This window comes from Sandaracinobacter neustonicus, from assembly GCF_006385875.1.
Taxonomy (GTDB): Bacteria; Pseudomonadota; Alphaproteobacteria; order Sphingomonadales; family Sphingomonadaceae; genus Sandaracinobacteroides; species Sandaracinobacteroides neustonicus.
Window position 1 is genome coordinate 1 of record NZ_VFSU01000023.1, and the last position, 15,099, is coordinate 15,099.

Genomic DNA, 15,099 nt, shown 5'->3' on the forward strand with positions numbered 1-15,099 from the left:
ATGTACCTGTCGACCGTGCTCGACGACTTCTCTCGCTACATCATTGCATGGAAGCTGTGCACCAACATGCGGGCCGAGGATGTCACCGACACGCTGGACCTCGCGCTCAAGGCCTCGGGCTGCGACAGCGCCACGGTGCTGCACAAGCCCAGGCTGCTCAGCGATAACGGCCCCAGCTACATCGCCGGCGAACTGGCGGAATACATCGATGCGCAGAAGATGAGCCATGTACGCGGCGCTCCGATGCATCCCCAGACCCAGGGCAAAATCGAACGCTGGCACCAAACCCTGAAGAACCGCATCCTGCTGGAAAATTACTTCCTGCCCGGCGACCTTGAGTCCCAGATCCAAGCCTTCGTCGAGCACTACAACCACCAGCGTTACCACGAGAGCCTGAACAATGTGACGCCCGCCGACGCCTACTTCGGCAGGGCTCCGGCGATCATCCAACAGCGTGAAAGGATCAAGCGACAGACCATCGAACATCGGCGCTTGCAGCACCGCAAGCTCGCCGCGTAACATCAACCCCCAGACGAGGCCCGCACTCCGCTAATTTACGCCGCGAGTTGCGCCAAATGTTCTGACGACTGACATATTCGAACGGCTTTATGCCGTGCGGCTGGACCGACTTCGTGCGTTGGAAGAATGTCGGTTGCTTCTCGCACCGCTCGACCGTCAGGAACTTTTGACCGGCGCAGAAATCGCTGCGCCTGTTTCCGCCGATGACATGGACACCGACGCGCTCATGGCCGAGCTTGCCGGGGCGGCTGGCGATTCCGAAATCACCGACCTTCGCCATGTCCGCTCAACCGCCGAAAAGCGCGCCGCCGAAGAAATCGCGAACCGAGAAGCTTGCTCCGACTTTGATCGCTTCAAGCCGCTATTCGAGCAGGTGCGGATCGACCTTGATTCCGGCGTTCGCATTACCCGACAGTTTGTGAAGGACGCCGGATTTCTGAAAGCTGACATCACCGAGGGCCAGTTTTTCATCCTTGGCGGTCAAGTCGCCTATGTTGCGGAAGTTGGTGAAACCCTCCGCGCGCCTAACGGTGAAAGTGATGCTCGCTTGCGCGTCATCTACTCCAACGGGACGGAAAGCAATCTGCTACTCCGCTCGCTGCAACGGGCACTCTATAAGGATGAGGCTGGGCGGCGCATCACAGAGCCAACCGCTGGCCCGCTGTTTGCCGACGAAAACGACGACGAGGATATTGCGAGCGGGACCATCTATGTCCTTCGCAGCAAGGCCGACCATCCGCTTGTCGCTGCCAATCGCGATGTACTGCACAAGATCGGCGTGACCGGCGGTGACGTAGCGCGACGTATTGCCAATGCGAAGCTGGACCCAACCTTTCTCATGGCGGATGTGGAAATCGTAGCGACTTACACGCTCTACAACATCAACCGCGTGAAGCTCGAAAATCTGATCCACCGCATCTTCGCGCCCGCGCAACTGAACATCGAGATAAATGACCGCTTCGGCAATCCGATAGTGCCGCGCGAATGGTTCCTTGTGCCGCGCTTCGTTGTGGATGATGCCGTGGAGCGGATCAAGGACGGCACGATAACAGATTACACCTACGATCCAGCGGCGGCGCGATTGGTGCGAATGGGGGATTTAATATGAGCGTCTGGGATTACTGGAACGCTACTCCCGCCGACAAAGCAAACCTCCGCCTTCTGATTTCGGGAAAAGGTTGGACGGCTTTTTCTGATCGCCTCGATGACGAGGGCAAGGTTGTCGAACGCGGCAGCAAGGAGCAGGTCGATAGCGCACTCATAAACGCTTTGTCGGCGTCGAATTTCCTGACCCTGACCGGCGCGGGTGCATCGCTGTGCGCTCGCAATGGTGCGGGTGAACCGCACGCCCCTTCTATGGTCGATTTGTGGGATGCTGTGAGCGCGGCGGTCGGGCCTGTCCCCTTCGCGGCGATTTGCGCAAAGTTCCCTAAGGCAAAGATCGAAGACAACATCGAGAAGCTCCTGAGCTTGTGCAAGGTCTATCTGGAGCTGAACGAAGCTGCCGAAGCCGATGACGCTGAAGTCAATGTAGTCAAAAACTTTGTCACGCAGGCCGAAGCCTGCATCCTATCCAAGGTGGATTTCGTATCGCAGACCACGGCTTTGCCGGCACATGAAGCCTATGTCAGAAAAATCGGGCGACGCGGCTTTCGAAAGGCGCGCGCCAAGATATTCACGACGAACTATGACCTGACGCTGGAAGAGGCCGCGCGGCGGCTGCGCTTCACGATCATAGACGGTTTCTCCCATTCGCTCGATCAGGTTTACGATCCGCAGCATTTCGATTTCGACATTGTAAGGCGAGACGCCAACAAGGATGCACCGGATTACATTCCGAATGTTTTCCACCTCTACAAACTTCATGGCTCCACCGACTGGCGGCGCATCGGCACTGACGTTTTCCGGTCACGCGATAATGACAAGGGTAAGCCAGTCCTTATCTATCCGAGATCAAGCAAATATCAGGAAGCGTTCGACCCACCTTACCTAGATATGATGGGAGCATTTCAGGCAGCATTGCGGGAGCCGGACACGTCGCTGGTCATTGCTGGTTTCGGATTCAATGACGATCATGTCAGCCGTCCGATCATTTCGGCGCTCGAAACAAACCTATCGCTGCGTCTCATCATCTGCGACCCAAGTTTCATACCGTCAGAGAATGATCTGCGCGGGATTGCGCCAGCCCCCGCTGCCCATGTCATTGCTGATGGCGGCGCGCATCGGAACAGTTTTCTCAACAAGATTAAGACGCTTGCCGCAGCGGGCGACCAGCGTGTTCATCTCATAAATGGCCGCTTTGAAGATTTGGCTGAAGGATTGCCCGATCTCATCGGTGAAACCGATAGAGAACGGCATATCGAGCGTGTGAAGGTTCTACGGGATCAGGCGCTCTGACGATGGCAAACATCAGCCCTGTCGATCCTGACCAATATATCGGCACCGTTACAGTCGTCAGCGCCTCGCAGGTGCAGGCGAACCTTCCGCTTGCCAGCGCGAACCCGGAAAGGCGCGCTTTATCCAAGGGAGCGGTTGGCGATTTTGTTTTTGTGGATTGCGAGCGCACGAAGCTTTTGGGACGGATCACGGAAGTGAAAATTCCGGACGGCGAAAGGCTATCGGTTGAACCTCATCTCGGGTCAGTTAGCACGCCGAATCCCATTGGTCGGATTCAGCTATTGGCCACCGTGATCGACGGCGATAGCAAACTCTCGCGCGGTGTGGATCACTACCCTAAGATCGGGGATGGCGTTTTCTTGGCTGGGGCTGAAATTCTCGCCCAGATGATTGGCCGAAGCACCACCCGTCAGGGAGAAAAGAACGTACCCGTTGGCGCTATTGAGGCAGGCGGTCGCAGCGTTCAGGTCGAACTTTCGCCCGAAAAACTGTTTGGCCGCCACTGTGGGGTTTTCGGCGCAACGGGCGGCGGTAAGAGCTGGACGATTGCCAGCTTGATCGAGAAAATCAAGGCGATGAACGGCAAGGCCATCGTGTTTGACCCTACCGGAGAGTTCTGCGGTATCGACGGCATAGATACGATTTTCGCGTTCGAGGCTGGGGTGCCGAATGCGCGGCACGTCCATTTTCCTTACACGGAGATCACGGAAGACGACTTGTTTTCGCTCTTCCGTCCATCGGGGCAAAGCCAAGGTCCGAAACTCCGTGACGCCATAAAGAGCCTGAAACTCGTCAGGGCGGTGGGTAACGCCATCCCGCAGGGGCTTTCCGTAGCAAACGGCGCATTGGAGAAGGCCGGTAAGTCGCGGACGGTCTTTTTCGATGCCATCAGAAACAACGCGCAAGCTGTCCATTCCGCCAAATGCAATTTCGACATTGCTCACCTTTCAGAGCAGATTAAGAATGAATGCGTGTGGGGAACCGCTAATGGCAACGCCGCGCTGTTCGGTGGCCCAGACAACAACGCCGCCAGCTACTGCGAATCCTTGGCCTCACGCATCAACACGCTGACCAATTCACGCGAACTGGAGTGCATTTTCCGAACGCAAGGGGACTCGCTAGTCGATGAACTGTCGAATTTCCTGAACGACGATGAGCGGGATATCGCCCTGATTTCGTTCAAAGAAGTGCGCTTCGAGCATAATACGCGCGAATTGCTGCTCAATATAATCGGTCGATTCCTCCTCAATATCGCACGGGAGGGACGGTTCCGCGATGCCCCGATTGTCGTGTTCCTGGATGAAGCGCACCAATTTCTTGGGCGAACGGTCGGCGATGAATATGGCAGTGTTCGACTGGATTCCTTTGGCCTCATCGCCAAGGAAGGCCGCAAATACGGGCTGACCTGCGTGCTTGCCACGCAGCGTCCTCGGGACGTTCCCCAAGACGTATTGAGCCAACTCGGCACTTTGATTGTGCATCGGCTCACCAACGAGCAGGATCGCGGCACCGTGGAACACGCCTGTGGCGACCTCGACCGTGCGGCCACACAGTTCATTCCAATGCTGGCTCCCGGAGAAGCGATCATCATCGGCCCCGATTTGCCAACTCCACTGCCGTTGCGAATGCTCAGGCCGAAATCTCCACCAGATTCAAAAGGACCACCGTTCCAAGCTTATTGGGCAGATCGGCAGGAGCGCTGGATCGAACGAGTCCTCGGGGATGGCCCTGCCGCCCCTCCTAACGCTGTTCCCTGAGATAATCCCGCGAATATCCATGCGATACCAAAAAGCCGCCGCCGGGTTTCCCCAGCGACGGCTTCGCTGCCCGTCTGGCGGACCTACTTCTTTTCGGTCGATTGGCGTCCGCGCCAATAATTTTCCCGCTCGGCGGCGCTAGCCTGATCGAGTTTGGGAACCGGGTTCTGCCTCTCTCCGTCGTTCTTGCCCTGATTGAAGCCGGGAGTGTTCATCGCATTTCCTTTCGTTCTCTCTGTCGGTCCAATCGACCGATGCCCATTCCCTGCCAGCGTCGCCGTCGCCATTCGGGGGGATAAGACGAAAGCGGTCCTGAAATGTCGGTAGGTTCTCGATGCAGGCCGGATGCGCATTCCATCGGTTTTATTCATGGGTTTTGGACCGGACGCGCCGGGGTTCAAGGCCGCTTCCTTCCTTCGTGCAGGTCCGCGCCAATGGTCAGGCTCCGCCTGAGCCTTTGATCCCCGGCTTGTTCGTCCGCTCCGCACTCTCCCCATGAACCGAGGGAATGATCCTTCGGCAAACATGAAGGAGAACATCATGTCCGACGCCAATCAGAACCGCCCCAGCCATCGCCTATTCGCCGTGAACGGCGAAGGCGACAACGCCCGATGGACAGACATCGGCGTGGCATGGGCAACTCGCGACGGAAAGGGCTTCACGCTCAATCTCAACGCGCTGCCGCTCAACGGGCGCGTCGTCATGCGGATCAACGATGCCAAGGACGAAAAAAAGGGGCGCGGTTAGCGCCCCTTCGCCGTCCCTATGGGGATGGACCGCGTTTCGCGATTTCGGCGCGGATCATCGCGAGAAGCGATTGCGCTGATGCGAGATCGGATTTGGTGGCGATCAGGCCTTTGCTTGCCTCCTGAAAAAGAGCGAAAAGCTGAGCGTTCGTTTTCGAGGCAAGATCGCCTTTGATCATTTTGAACATGGATTCCTCCTGTCTGTCTTGCGCCGCCCCCGTTGGGCCGCGTTGGGAAGGAGAAATCAGGCCGGATGAATGAGGTGCATTGCCCGCCAAGCGAAACGGAGGTGGAGAAGGCTGTTCACACGCCTTGCACCCATCGACATTCACCGGACGATAAGACGATCACAACGCGACCCGGCGGGGCGCGAAGACTGGGGAGGAAAACTGGAAGGCCAAAGCGATCAGGCCGAACGGACGACAGGTTGAGTTTCAGGCCAAGCCTATCGCCCCAACTCCGGGCCGCGCGGCGCAGGCCGAGCGCGTTCCGTGCCATCGCGATCAAACTGTCCATCGCGCATCATGCGGCGATATTGGGCCGCGTCCCGATAGAGGCCGAGCAACTGACGAGCATGACGATCACGCAGGAGGCCGATTTGCGATTGCAGGCCCGCTCGTTCTTTAAGCTGCGCCGAAACCAGATCGTGCCGCTGCGCCCGGTCGCGTTGAAGCGCGAAGAAGGCTTCCACCTCATTCTGCTTCCGCACCTTGAAATAGCGCCCGGTCACGATGTCCCATAGACCCTTCGCACCCGTGCGGACGCGGGCCGACCGCTCCCGCTGCTCACTATCCCGGCGCTCCCGCTGCATCCTGTCCAACTTTGCCCGTTCGGATTGATGCACATCCTTCATCGCTGCTTTTTGCTCATTGAGCGACCTGATAGCGTTCTGAGCTACTCGCTTGGCTTCCGAGATGAAGCGTGAAAGGCGAGGTGCGACCGTCTCACCGATATGGCGGGCGGTATCCGTGACCGAGCGGAGCGCCTTCGGATCGCCGAGCCGCGCCGTGACTTCCTTCGATTTCTTGTCGATCATCCGGGCGATGGCAAATGCCTCGCCCTCAATCGAGACAGCGACATGCCCCCGCCGATCACCTTGCGCGAGGAACAGGCCGCGCTCCTCCAACGCCTTCGCGAAGGCAGGGCCGTTGTCCGACATGGCCCAGCATTCCTGAATGGTCGCCTTGATTTGCTTGGCGTCTAGGCCCGCCCGCTTCGCCTGCTGCCATTCGTCGAGCGTGAAATTGCGGGGATCGCGCAGGCTGGAATCCCGAAAGCCCTCCGGCATCTTCCAGCCGTTTTCGAGATAGAGTTCCTTGGCAATGTCCCGCAGCTTCGTTCTGAAGAACGGCAGCGGCTTCGCGGTCATCGTGTCCGCGTCGATGCGCGACCATACGGCATGGGCATGACGACGCCCTTCCTTTTCATGGAAGACGATCATGCGCGGCTGGCCTTTCAGTCCTAGCCGCTCTTCAATCACGTCGCAGGCCTTCTCGAAAACCTCAATCCGCACCGACTCGCCGACAGGCGGATTGAGGGACACAGAGAAAAGGAATTGCTTGCATTTGGTCCCGAGCGACAGCGCATGGGCTTCCTTCATCGCACCCATGAGATCGTCGGACATGAAGCCGCTGACCTCATGCACTTCCACATGCTCGTTTTCCTCCGTCTTCATCAGATGGAGGCCGAGCTGTTTTGCGCCGCTGCGCTGGGAGGCCTTGAGGATCATGGCTCCACCTCAAGATTCAGCGCCTCCATCAACAGGAGGCGGATTTCCCGGATTTCGGCCACGGCAGCGAGAAGCGCCGCTTCCGTGTCGGGGGTGACAGGCAGACTCCCAGAATTAGCCGACCGGGCCAACTGGTTGAGGTTGGCCGAAAGGCGGGACTGGCCGAGTTTGCCCAACACCTGAGCCAAGGCCTGATGGTCCTTGACCGGACGCTTTCCCCGGCGACGCGGGGCGGGATTTTCAGAATCAAAGAGGCGCGACTGGATATAGGCCGCGAGGGACATGCCGCCCGCGTCCTGTTCCAATTGGGCGCGTTGTTCGAAAGTGAGCCGAAGCGAGAAAGGGGCTGGGCGTTTGTCCGCCATGCTGCCCCCCGCCTATGCCGTCTTGCGCCTCCGCCCGACAGCCGGACGGCTATCGCGCGGGGCGCGTCCATCCTTCCGGTCATTGTTGTTTTCGGCCTGTGGGCAACAGAGGCTGGAATGCTTGAGAACGGCTGACCATTCCATTAGCATATCCGACAGTTGGTTCGAACCTGATCCCATCAGGTCCGCCATTGCACCCGGCTTCAGCGCGGGCGGGCCTGATACATGGCCACGGCGTCTGCCCCGGCCGGGAACTGGAGCTGGCCCGACATGTCGTGGGCGGCGGCCCAGATGGCTTCGGCGACATCCGTTTCCTTCGTTGTCAGCGCGGGGCTGGCAAATGCCGCGAAGATCGGGGCCGCGAACCCGGCATAGGTGGGCGGGATGAGATCCTCGACACGCAGACCCGCATTTTGCGCGAAGCGGGTGGTGGGGGCGTATCCCGGCTCCACCAGCTTCGCACGGACATCGAAACAGGCGAGTTCCTGCGCGAGCGAGCCGGTGAAGCCCTCGATCGCCTGCTTACTGGCGGTGTAGGCCGCCGCCAGCGGCAGGGATGTCAGCGTCACGCTCGACGTGACGTTGATGATAACGCCGGATCGGCGTTCGCGCATCTGCGGAATGACGGCCTGAGACATCGCCATGACCCCGAATGTATTGGTGTCGAACAGCTTGCGGATATGCGCCATCGGCGTCACCTCGAACGCGCCGACGGTGCCGATTCCGGCGTTGTTGACAAGCACATCGATCGGGCCAGCGGCCGCGACGGCAGCGGCGATGCTTTCGTCGCTGGTAACGTCCAGCGGCAGGATGCGCAGCTGTGGCGATGCAGGCAGAACCGTCGCATCCGGGCGGCGCATCGTGGCCAGCACATTCCAGCCCTTGCCAAGGAAATAGCGCGCTGTCTCAAGGCCATAGCCGGATGATGCGCCGGTGATCAGAATCGTTTGCATGGGGAGCCTCCATTGGGTTCGGATGGCGCCTTCATAAAGATTGGGAACAGGACGATATATAATCAGAAGTCCATTTTAGATTTCCAACTGTCCAGATCGATCAACCCTGAACGGGTTCGGGGCTGCCGCCGATGCGGGCGAATTTTCCGGGTGGGCAGCCCAGCCGTTTTCGGAAGGCCGTGCTGAAGGCGCTGGCGGATTCATAGCCGATTTCATCGGCGATCCGGTCCAGCGTCTTGGTGCCGCGCAGCAGCGCGTCTTTCGCCAGCGCCATCCGCCAGCGGGCGAGATATTCGATCGGACCACAGCCGAGCATCCTGTTGAAGCGGGCGGCAAAGGCAGAGCGCGATTGCCCGGCGATCCGGGCAAGGCTGGCGACCGTCCAGTTGGTCCGCACATCGGCGTGCATGGCAGCCAGCACGCGCGCCAGCGCCGGATCGCGCATCCCGTTGAGAAGCCCTGTCCGATCGGTGTCGGCCGCGATGCCACCACCGCGCAGGGCCTCCACCAGCAGCACTTCCAGCATGCGCTGAAGCAGCATGTCCTTGCCCGGCTCGTCAGCGCTGCATTCCTCCATGATAAGGTCGATGATCCGGCCGAACCGGGCCGACCGCCCTTCGGAAGGGGGCACATGGATCATGCGCGGCAGCAGGGCGAGCAGCAGAGGCGCGTTGGCCGCCTCGATATGAAAGCTGCCGCCGATCGATTCAAAGTCCGCCTCTCCCTCTTGTTCGCCATGGCGGATGGGCCTGCTGGCCGGCTCGCGCCACTCACAGGCGATGCCGGGGTGGCTGCTCAGTGTGAAGGCCGGGATTGCGGGCAAGAGTAGAAACGTGCCCTTTTCCAGCTTCAGCGGCGGCGCGTCCTCGAATTCGATCCAGCAGGCTCCCTTCAGGATGATGGTGAAACCGGGCGAATTGCGCGCCGCATAGCGAACACCCCATTGGCCCCGCCCGGTGATGGGCTTGGAAATGGCCGTGTTCGGCCGAAGCAAGGCGATCAGGTCGCTGAGAGGGTCCATATGGACTATCCGTAATCAATGTTGATTATCGGCTTATATATCGTCCCAAGCCCTCTTCCAAGGCAGGAACGCGCTTCCAGCGCCACCCGCCCTCAATCCTGCACGATCTCCGCCAGCCGATCGGCGAGTTTCAGGCGGCCGTTTTCCTGTGTGGTTGGGCCGGGTTGGACCTGATTCCAGCTGACGACGATGCTGGTGTCGCTGGCGGGGCAATAGATGGCGACGAGGCCCCAATAGCCTGCGTGGCGGAGGCAGTATTCGCGGCCTGTGGAGCCGGGCTCCATCAGTGCGGAATGCGGCGGGCGTTTGGCGGGCAGGCTGGTGGGGGTGAGCAGGCTTGCTGCCAGCGTGCCCGGTTTCCGGAACAGCTGCCCCAGCAGCAGCGCCCGCATGAAGGTGGCGACTTCCGGCGTGGTGCTGATCAGGCCGCCGCCGCCCCACAGGTCCATGGAGGGGTCGATCGTCGCCACGTCGATGCTGCCGAACAGTTGCCGGGCGCGTTTCTGGCCGCCCGGCGTCGGGTCCAGCCGTTCGAAATGCGTCTGGGTTAGGCCGAGGCGGCGGAAGCCCAGTTCGTGCGCCATCGCCTGCCCCAGTGGGCGGCCGGTTGTGCGCTCGATGATCTCGCCCAGAATCACGTAACCGGTGTCGGAATAATGGAAGCGCTCGCCCGGCGCGCCGACCGGGGCGCCCGCCGTCATCGCCAGCGCGATATGCTCCTCGCGGCTCCAGCGGTGTGAGAGATCGGCCTGCACCGCCGCCACGAAGGCGGGCGAGGTGGCATAATCATAGATGCCGCTGGTGTGGGTGAGCAGCTGGTGCAGGGTGATGCTGTCTGGCCGGTAGCCGCCTGCTTCCAGAAGGCTGCGCGTCTTGTCGGACAGCAGCGGGGCGATGGGCTTGAACAGGTCGAGCCTGCCCTGCTCTGCCAGCCGCATCACCGTGGCGGCGGTATAGACCTTGGTCACGCTGGCGAGCCGCAGGGCGTGGGCGGGGGTGAGCGGCGCGCCGTCCGCCGCCTGCCCGACCGCGCCGGACCATTGCAGCCCGAGGCGCGGGGCGGACACGGTGGCGACGATTCCCGGCAGCGACGGATCAGCTTGCAGGCTGCTGGCCAGTTCCGCATCCAGCGCGCGGGAGAGCGCGGCCGGGCCCACCGCCGCCGGGTCTGCCGCCGCCGGGGCAGCGAGCGCCAGCAGGAGGCAGGCGGCCGCGATCCGCATCAGAAATCCGCCCGCATGGTGACGCCCCATGTGCGCGGCGCGCCGAGGATGATGTGCTTCTGGCCGACCAGGTCGCTGTTATACTGGTTGAAAAGCCGCACCATGTAGGTCTCGTCCGTCAGGTTCTTGCCCCACAATGCCACAGACCATCGGCCCTTGTCCGGCCGGATCGTCGCCCTGAGGTTCAGCAGACCATAGGGGGCGACGCGGCCATCCGGGTCATTGTCCGGCGTGAGATAGGTGCGGCCCTGCATATTATATTCGCCCAGCAGCGTCAGGCCGAAGCGGCCGCCCAGCGGCACCTCGAGAGAGGCGTTTAGCGCGGCGGTATAGGCCGGGGCGAGCGGGATATACGCCAGCGGTGTGCCATTCGGCAGCGTGCCGCCGCGATATTTCGCATCCACCACCGCGATGTTCGCGCCCAGTGTCAGCGCGTCGAACGGGCGCGCCAGCAGTTCGGCTTCCACGCCCTGAGACCGGGCCTTGCCGCCGTTGCCGATGGTGGGATCGTAAATGGGGGTGTCCGGGTTGTTCTGCGTGATCTGGATATCGTCCCAATCCATGCGGAACAGGGTGACGTTGGCGAGGAGGCGGCGCTCAAACAACGTAGATTTCACCCCGGCCTCGTAGTTCCACAGCACTTCCGGCCCGAAGGCGATGCCGTCCGCGTCGCCCAGCGCATCGTTGAAGCCGCCGCTTTTGAACCCCTTGCTGATGGCGGCATAGGCCATCACGTCCGGGGTGACATGCCAGCGCAGGTTGAAATTGGGGGTGAATTCGCCCCAGCTGGAACTGGCGCGGATGCGTGCGGTGCCGCCCAAGATGCCCAGCGGATCATATTGGCTGTAGTCAATCCGCTTGTCGTCCATGGTGTATCGGCCGCCCACCGTCAGGTCGAACCGCTCTGAAAAGCGCCATGTCAGGCTGGCGAAACCGGCGAAGCTATTCGTGGTCAGCGTGCCGTCCGATCCGGTGCGCAGCCCGGCGATGGAGGGGTCGCCGAACAGGTCGGCAAGGTCCGCGCCCAGATCGACGAAGCTCTGGTTGGAGCTGCGCTGGTTGAAGACATAGACGCCGGTGATCCAGTCCAGCTTGCCGAAGCTGCCGTCCAGCCGCAGTTCGCCGGACAGGCGCTTCACCGTTTCCGGGTCTCCGTCATACACCCATTGCAGCGGCGAACGGTCCGTGTCGGTGTAACTGTAATAATCATGGTAGCGATAGGCACCGATGAAGGTGAGGTTGGCGTCGCGAACCGGCGTCTTGAAGGTGGCGGAAATGGCGTGCGCGTTCAGCGTTTCCTTGGTGCGCACGTCTGACTGGACGATGCGATCGAAGGGATCGGCGTTGCGCGGATAGCCATAGGCATCCAGCACCGCCACGAACAGCGAATTTTCATTGTATTTCAGCGTTTCGAACACCAGCGGTTCCTGATCCACCCGCCGAAGCTCGCCGGTGAGCAGCAGGCTGGTTTCCGGGCCGAAGTTGAACAGCAGCTGCCCGCGCGTGTGCCAGAAGCCCTGCGTGTTCACCGCCCGATCCAGCAGCTCATTATGTTCGGTCCCGCCGCGCGACTGGCCCACGAACGCGATCTTGCCGAGCACGCTGTCCCCCACAAGCGGGCCGGAGATGGAGACGCCGCCACGGACATAGTCATAATTGCCCGCTTCGGCGGTGGCCGAGAGTTCGAAATCCTCGCTCGGGCGCTTCGTCGTCAGGCTGATCACGCCGCCGATGGCATTGCGGCCGAACAAGGTGCCCTGCGGGCCGCGCAGCACTTCCACCTGCGCGATATCATACAAGTCCAGATTGGCGCCCGCGCCCTGCCCCACATAGACTTCGTCCACATAGAAGCCGATGGCCGGATCGGCCCCGGCGGACCCGGCGCTGCTGACGATGCCGCGCAGCGACGTGGGGGAGAGTTTGAGGTCTCCGTAGCTGCCATAGCGCAGGCCCGGCGTGCGCTGGGCGATGCCGGCGAAATTGGTCACGCCCGCAGCTGACAGCGATTCCGCCGTGAACACGGTGACGGACACCGGCGCATCCTGCGCGCGCTCTTCGCGTTTGCGCGCGGTGACAACGATGTCCTCCAGCCCCTCTGCCTGTGCATGTGCGGGGGGCGGCGGCGCGAGCAGCGGCAGGCTGGAAAGGGCTGCGAGAATTGCGAACGGGCGGCTCGTCATGGGCACTCCCTACATTTTTTGAGTCTGTCCTCAAAACATGCTGGCGGCGCACAAATCTGTCAATATTATTGAGCAATTCCTCAAAAAATATTTCACCCGGCTGTCACCGGGCCGCAATGCTCAGCTCGACGCGCTGGCGCGCGCCTTCAGCGCCACCCTGTCAACCTTGCCGATGGGCAGCAGCGGAATGTCCGTGGTGATTTCAAACCGCTTCGGGCATTTGTAATTGGCCAGCCGCTCCCGGCACCAGCGATCCAGTTCATCGGCGGCCAGCGCCATGCCGGGATTGGGCAGCACGAAGGCCACCCCCACCTCCTGCCACAGCGGGTCCGCCACCGGCACCACAGCGGCGAGGCTGACGGCCGGATGCGCCTCGATCGCCATCTCCACCTCGCGCGGATAGACATTGTAGCCGCCCGATTTGTACATCTCTTTCAGGCGACCGACGATGCGGACATGCCCATCCGCCCCGCGCACGGCGATGTCCCCGGTGCGGAAATAGCCGTCTGCGGTGAAGGCCGCCGCCGTTGCTTCGGGCCGGTTCCAGTAGCCGGGCGTGTTCAACGCGGAGCGCGTCTGCACCTCGCCCGGCTCGCCATCCGGCAGGGCGTTGTCGGCGGCGTCGGCGATGCGGATGTCCACCCCCGGCGTTGCCCGGCCGCTGGAGCGCAGCAGCAGCTCCCGGTCGCGCGTCGGTTGCAATATCGTGATCGCGCTGGTGGTTTCCGTCATGCCATAGTTGGTGGCCAGTGGCGGGCCGATCCGCAGCAGCCGCTCCAGCAGATCGTCCGGCATGGCCGCGCCTTCCCAGACGATCAGCTGCACGGAGGAGAAATCGGTGCGCTCGAACGCCGGCAGCGCCATGATCAGCGCCAGCACGCTGGGCACAGAGCCCCACAGCGTCAACCGCTCGGTTTCCACCATGCGCAGCGCCTCGGCCGCATCGAATTGTTCCATGAAATGAATGGTCCCGCCCGCCAGCAGGCAGGGGGTGCCCAGATCCACCACGCAGCCGATGTGGTTGATCGGCAGGAAATTCTGCACCGAGAGTGGCTCGGTCGGCCACAAGCGGTTCTGGATGCGGCAGAATTCCACGATCTGCGCATGGGTGAGCAACGCCCCCTTCGGCTCCCCGGTGGAGCCCGAGGTGTAAACCATCAGGCAGGGATCATCGCCGCCGCAGGCGGACCGTGCTGCGTTGAGGGTGGCGGCGTCTATGCCCTCCCCTCTTGCCAGAAAATCGGCCATCGGCAGCGTGCCCGGCGGGTTCGCGCCCCAGCAGGCCGTCCGCTCGACGCCGGGCAGGCCCGCCAGCGCGGCGATCTCACCGGCATAGCCGCGCCCGCCCAGTTCGGCGCGCGCGAGCAGCACGCGCGGCTGGGCATCGCGCACCGTTCGTTCCAGTTCCATCAGTCGGTAGCGCGGGTTCAGCCCCAGCCAGATCGCGCCGATGGAAACCGTCGCCAGATAGGCGATAAAGAAATCCGGGCATGGCGCCTGCAAGGTGGCGACCCTGTCCCCCTTGCCCACGTCTGCGGCCAGCAGCGCCTTCGCCAACGCATCCACTTCAGCATTCAGCGCCGCGTAGGAAACGCGCTGCGGCCCCAGCGTCAGGGCGATGGCGTCTGGCCGGGAGCGGGCATGCAGGGCGGCATAATCGCTGATGCGCGGCAGCAGCGGCGCATCGCTCATTCCGCCGGAACCCACAGGAACAGCCATTCCGCCACCAGCGCCGGGCGGCTGTCGCCCTCGATGTCGATAATGGCTTCCGCCGTCGTCAACTGGCGGCCCTTTTCATCCAGATGGCTTTCCAGCACCCGGAAGCGGCCGCGAATCCGGCTGCCCGCCTTCACCGGGGCCACCAGACGCAGCTTGTTGAAGCCATAGTTCAGGGCATGGCCCGTGCCTGCGGTGTCCCGCACATCTTCCGATCGCGTGCCCTTGGCCTGGTGCATCAGGTGCGACAGCAGCGCCATCGTCTGGAAGCCGAAGGCAATGGTGGTGCCATAAGGGCTGTTCGTGCGCGCCCATTCGGGATCGATGTGCATCGGATCGGGATCGAGCGTGTTCTGGCCGAAGCCGCTGATCATCTCCTGCGTCACCTCCAGCCAGCCGGATTCGGCCGTGGGGCTGCCGCCGAACAGTTCAGATGCGGGAACCGGCTGGGATGTGGACACGGAAGACCTTCCTCGGCAAACTGCGGGATATT

At 61.9% G+C, this 15,099-nt stretch carries 15 protein-coding genes; 5 read left to right on the forward strand and 10 right to left on the reverse strand.

Annotated elements, in window-relative coordinates:
- The 4 genes from FJQ54_RS08400 to FJQ54_RS08415 all read left to right on the forward strand — a co-directional run.
- A partial coding sequence (locus FJQ54_RS08400) for an integrase core domain-containing protein (protein ID WP_140927230.1) occupies positions 1 to 519 on the forward strand: 519 nt, incomplete at its 5' end.
- A gap of 133 nt (positions 520 to 652) precedes the next feature.
- Positions 653 to 1,627: a GIY-YIG nuclease family protein gene (locus FJQ54_RS08405; protein WP_235890373.1), complete on the forward strand. Its 975-nt coding sequence runs from the start codon at positions 653 to 655 to the stop codon at positions 1,625 to 1,627.
- Entirely contained in the window at positions 1,624 to 2,916 is a 1,293-nt protein-coding gene (locus FJQ54_RS08410) for an SIR2 family protein (protein WP_140927976.1), read from the forward strand. The genes FJQ54_RS08405 and FJQ54_RS08410 overlap by 4 nt, the downstream gene beginning before the upstream one ends.
- Before the next feature lie 2 nt (positions 2,917 to 2,918).
- Complete coding sequence (locus FJQ54_RS08415) at positions 2,919 to 4,673, forward strand: ATP-binding protein (protein WP_140927977.1); 1,755 nt, start codon at positions 2,919 to 2,921, stop codon at positions 4,671 to 4,673.
- An 83-nt stretch (positions 4,674 to 4,756) separates the two neighbouring features.
- Here FJQ54_RS08415 and FJQ54_RS17940 read toward each other — a convergent pair whose 3' ends face one another.
- Positions 4,757 to 4,888, reverse strand: coding sequence for a hypothetical protein (locus FJQ54_RS17940; RefSeq protein ID WP_268920567.1), 132 nt, complete (start codon positions 4,886 to 4,888; stop codon positions 4,757 to 4,759).
- Positions 4,889 to 5,213: 325 nt separating this feature from the next.
- Here FJQ54_RS17940 and FJQ54_RS08420 point away from each other — a divergent pair, with 325 nt between their 5' ends.
- Positions 5,214 to 5,420, forward strand: a complete 207-nt coding sequence (locus tag FJQ54_RS08420) for a hypothetical protein (RefSeq protein WP_140927978.1) — start codon at positions 5,214 to 5,216, stop codon at positions 5,418 to 5,420.
- A gap of 16 nt (positions 5,421 to 5,436) precedes the next feature.
- Here FJQ54_RS08420 and FJQ54_RS17470 read toward each other — a convergent pair whose 3' ends face one another.
- From FJQ54_RS17470 to FJQ54_RS08460, 9 genes are all read right to left on the reverse strand, one after another.
- The gene (locus FJQ54_RS17470; protein ID WP_181160057.1) at positions 5,437 to 5,607 is read right to left on the reverse strand and encodes a hypothetical protein; all 171 of its coding nucleotides are present in this window, start codon (positions 5,605 to 5,607) and stop codon (positions 5,437 to 5,439) included.
- Positions 5,608 to 5,864: 257 nt separating this feature from the next.
- The gene (locus FJQ54_RS08425) at positions 5,865 to 7,148 is read right to left on the reverse strand and encodes a relaxase/mobilization nuclease domain-containing protein (RefSeq protein WP_140927979.1); all 1,284 of its coding nucleotides are present in this window, start codon (positions 7,146 to 7,148) and stop codon (positions 5,865 to 5,867) included.
- Positions 7,145 to 7,513, reverse strand: a complete 369-nt coding sequence (locus FJQ54_RS08430; RefSeq protein WP_140927980.1) for a plasmid mobilization relaxosome protein MobC — start codon at positions 7,511 to 7,513, stop codon at positions 7,145 to 7,147. The genes FJQ54_RS08425 and FJQ54_RS08430 overlap by 4 nt, the downstream gene beginning before the upstream one ends.
- A 203-nt stretch (positions 7,514 to 7,716) precedes the next feature.
- Positions 7,717 to 8,466 carry an SDR family oxidoreductase gene (locus tag FJQ54_RS08435; protein ID WP_140927981.1) on the reverse strand — a complete coding sequence of 250 codons (750 nt, stop codon included), beginning with the start codon at positions 8,464 to 8,466 and terminating at the stop codon, positions 7,717 to 7,719.
- A gap of 100 nt (positions 8,467 to 8,566) precedes the next feature.
- Entirely contained in the window at positions 8,567 to 9,487 is a 921-nt protein-coding gene (locus FJQ54_RS08440; RefSeq protein WP_140927982.1) for an AraC family transcriptional regulator, read from the reverse strand.
- Positions 9,488 to 9,579: 92 nt separating this feature from the next.
- Complete coding sequence (locus FJQ54_RS08445; protein ID WP_181160058.1) at positions 9,580 to 10,710, reverse strand: serine hydrolase domain-containing protein; 1,131 nt, start codon at positions 10,708 to 10,710, stop codon at positions 9,580 to 9,582.
- Positions 10,710 to 12,890: a TonB-dependent receptor gene (locus FJQ54_RS08450; RefSeq protein ID WP_140927984.1), complete on the reverse strand. Its 2,181-nt coding sequence runs from the start codon at positions 12,888 to 12,890 to the stop codon at positions 10,710 to 10,712. Before FJQ54_RS08450 ends, FJQ54_RS08445 begins: the two co-directional genes overlap by 1 nt.
- Positions 12,891 to 13,010: 120 nt before the next feature.
- Positions 13,011 to 14,609: a class I adenylate-forming enzyme family protein gene (locus FJQ54_RS08455; RefSeq protein ID WP_140927985.1), complete on the reverse strand. Its 1,599-nt coding sequence runs from the start codon at positions 14,607 to 14,609 to the stop codon at positions 13,011 to 13,013.
- A complete protein-coding gene (locus FJQ54_RS08460) occupies positions 14,579 to 15,067 on the reverse strand; it encodes a MaoC/PaaZ C-terminal domain-containing protein (RefSeq protein ID WP_181160059.1) in 489 nt (162 codons plus the stop codon). Before FJQ54_RS08460 ends, FJQ54_RS08455 begins: the two co-directional genes overlap by 31 nt.
- Positions 15,068 to 15,099 lie beyond the last annotated feature (32 nt).

Bases quoted from the DNA above. Each gene is read 5' to 3' on its own strand.
- FJQ54_RS08410 (WP_140927976.1), top strand. From the start codon at position 1,624: ATGAGCGTCTGGGATTACTGGAACGCTACTCCCGCCGACAAAGCAAAC.
- FJQ54_RS08415 (WP_140927977.1), top strand. From the start codon at position 2,919: ATGGCAAACATCAGCCCTGTCGATCCTGACCAATATATCGGCACCGTT.
- FJQ54_RS17940 (WP_268920567.1), bottom strand. From the start codon at position 4,888: ATGAACACTCCCGGCTTCAATCAGGGCAAGAACGACGGAGAGAGGCAG.
- FJQ54_RS08420 (WP_140927978.1), top strand. From the start codon at position 5,214: ATGTCCGACGCCAATCAGAACCGCCCCAGCCATCGCCTATTCGCCGTG.
- FJQ54_RS17470 (WP_181160057.1), bottom strand. From the start codon at position 5,607: ATGTTCAAAATGATCAAAGGCGATCTTGCCTCGAAAACGAACGCTCAG.
- FJQ54_RS08425 (WP_140927979.1), bottom strand. From the start codon at position 7,148: ATGATCCTCAAGGCCTCCCAGCGCAGCGGCGCAAAACAGCTCGGCCTC.
- FJQ54_RS08430 (WP_140927980.1), bottom strand. From the start codon at position 7,513: ATGGCGGACAAACGCCCAGCCCCTTTCTCGCTTCGGCTCACTTTCGAA.
- FJQ54_RS08435 (WP_140927981.1), bottom strand. From the start codon at position 8,466: ATGCAAACGATTCTGATCACCGGCGCATCATCCGGCTATGGCCTTGAG.
- FJQ54_RS08440 (WP_140927982.1), bottom strand. From the start codon at position 9,487: ATGGACCCTCTCAGCGACCTGATCGCCTTGCTTCGGCCGAACACGGCC.
- FJQ54_RS08445 (WP_181160058.1), bottom strand. From the start codon at position 10,710: ATGCGGATCGCGGCCGCCTGCCTCCTGCTGGCGCTCGCTGCCCCGGCG.
- FJQ54_RS08450 (WP_140927984.1), bottom strand. From the start codon at position 12,890: ATGACGAGCCGCCCGTTCGCAATTCTCGCAGCCCTTTCCAGCCTGCCG.
- FJQ54_RS08455 (WP_140927985.1), bottom strand. From the start codon at position 14,609: ATGGCTGTTCCTGTGGGTTCCGGCGGAATGAGCGATGCGCCGCTGCTG.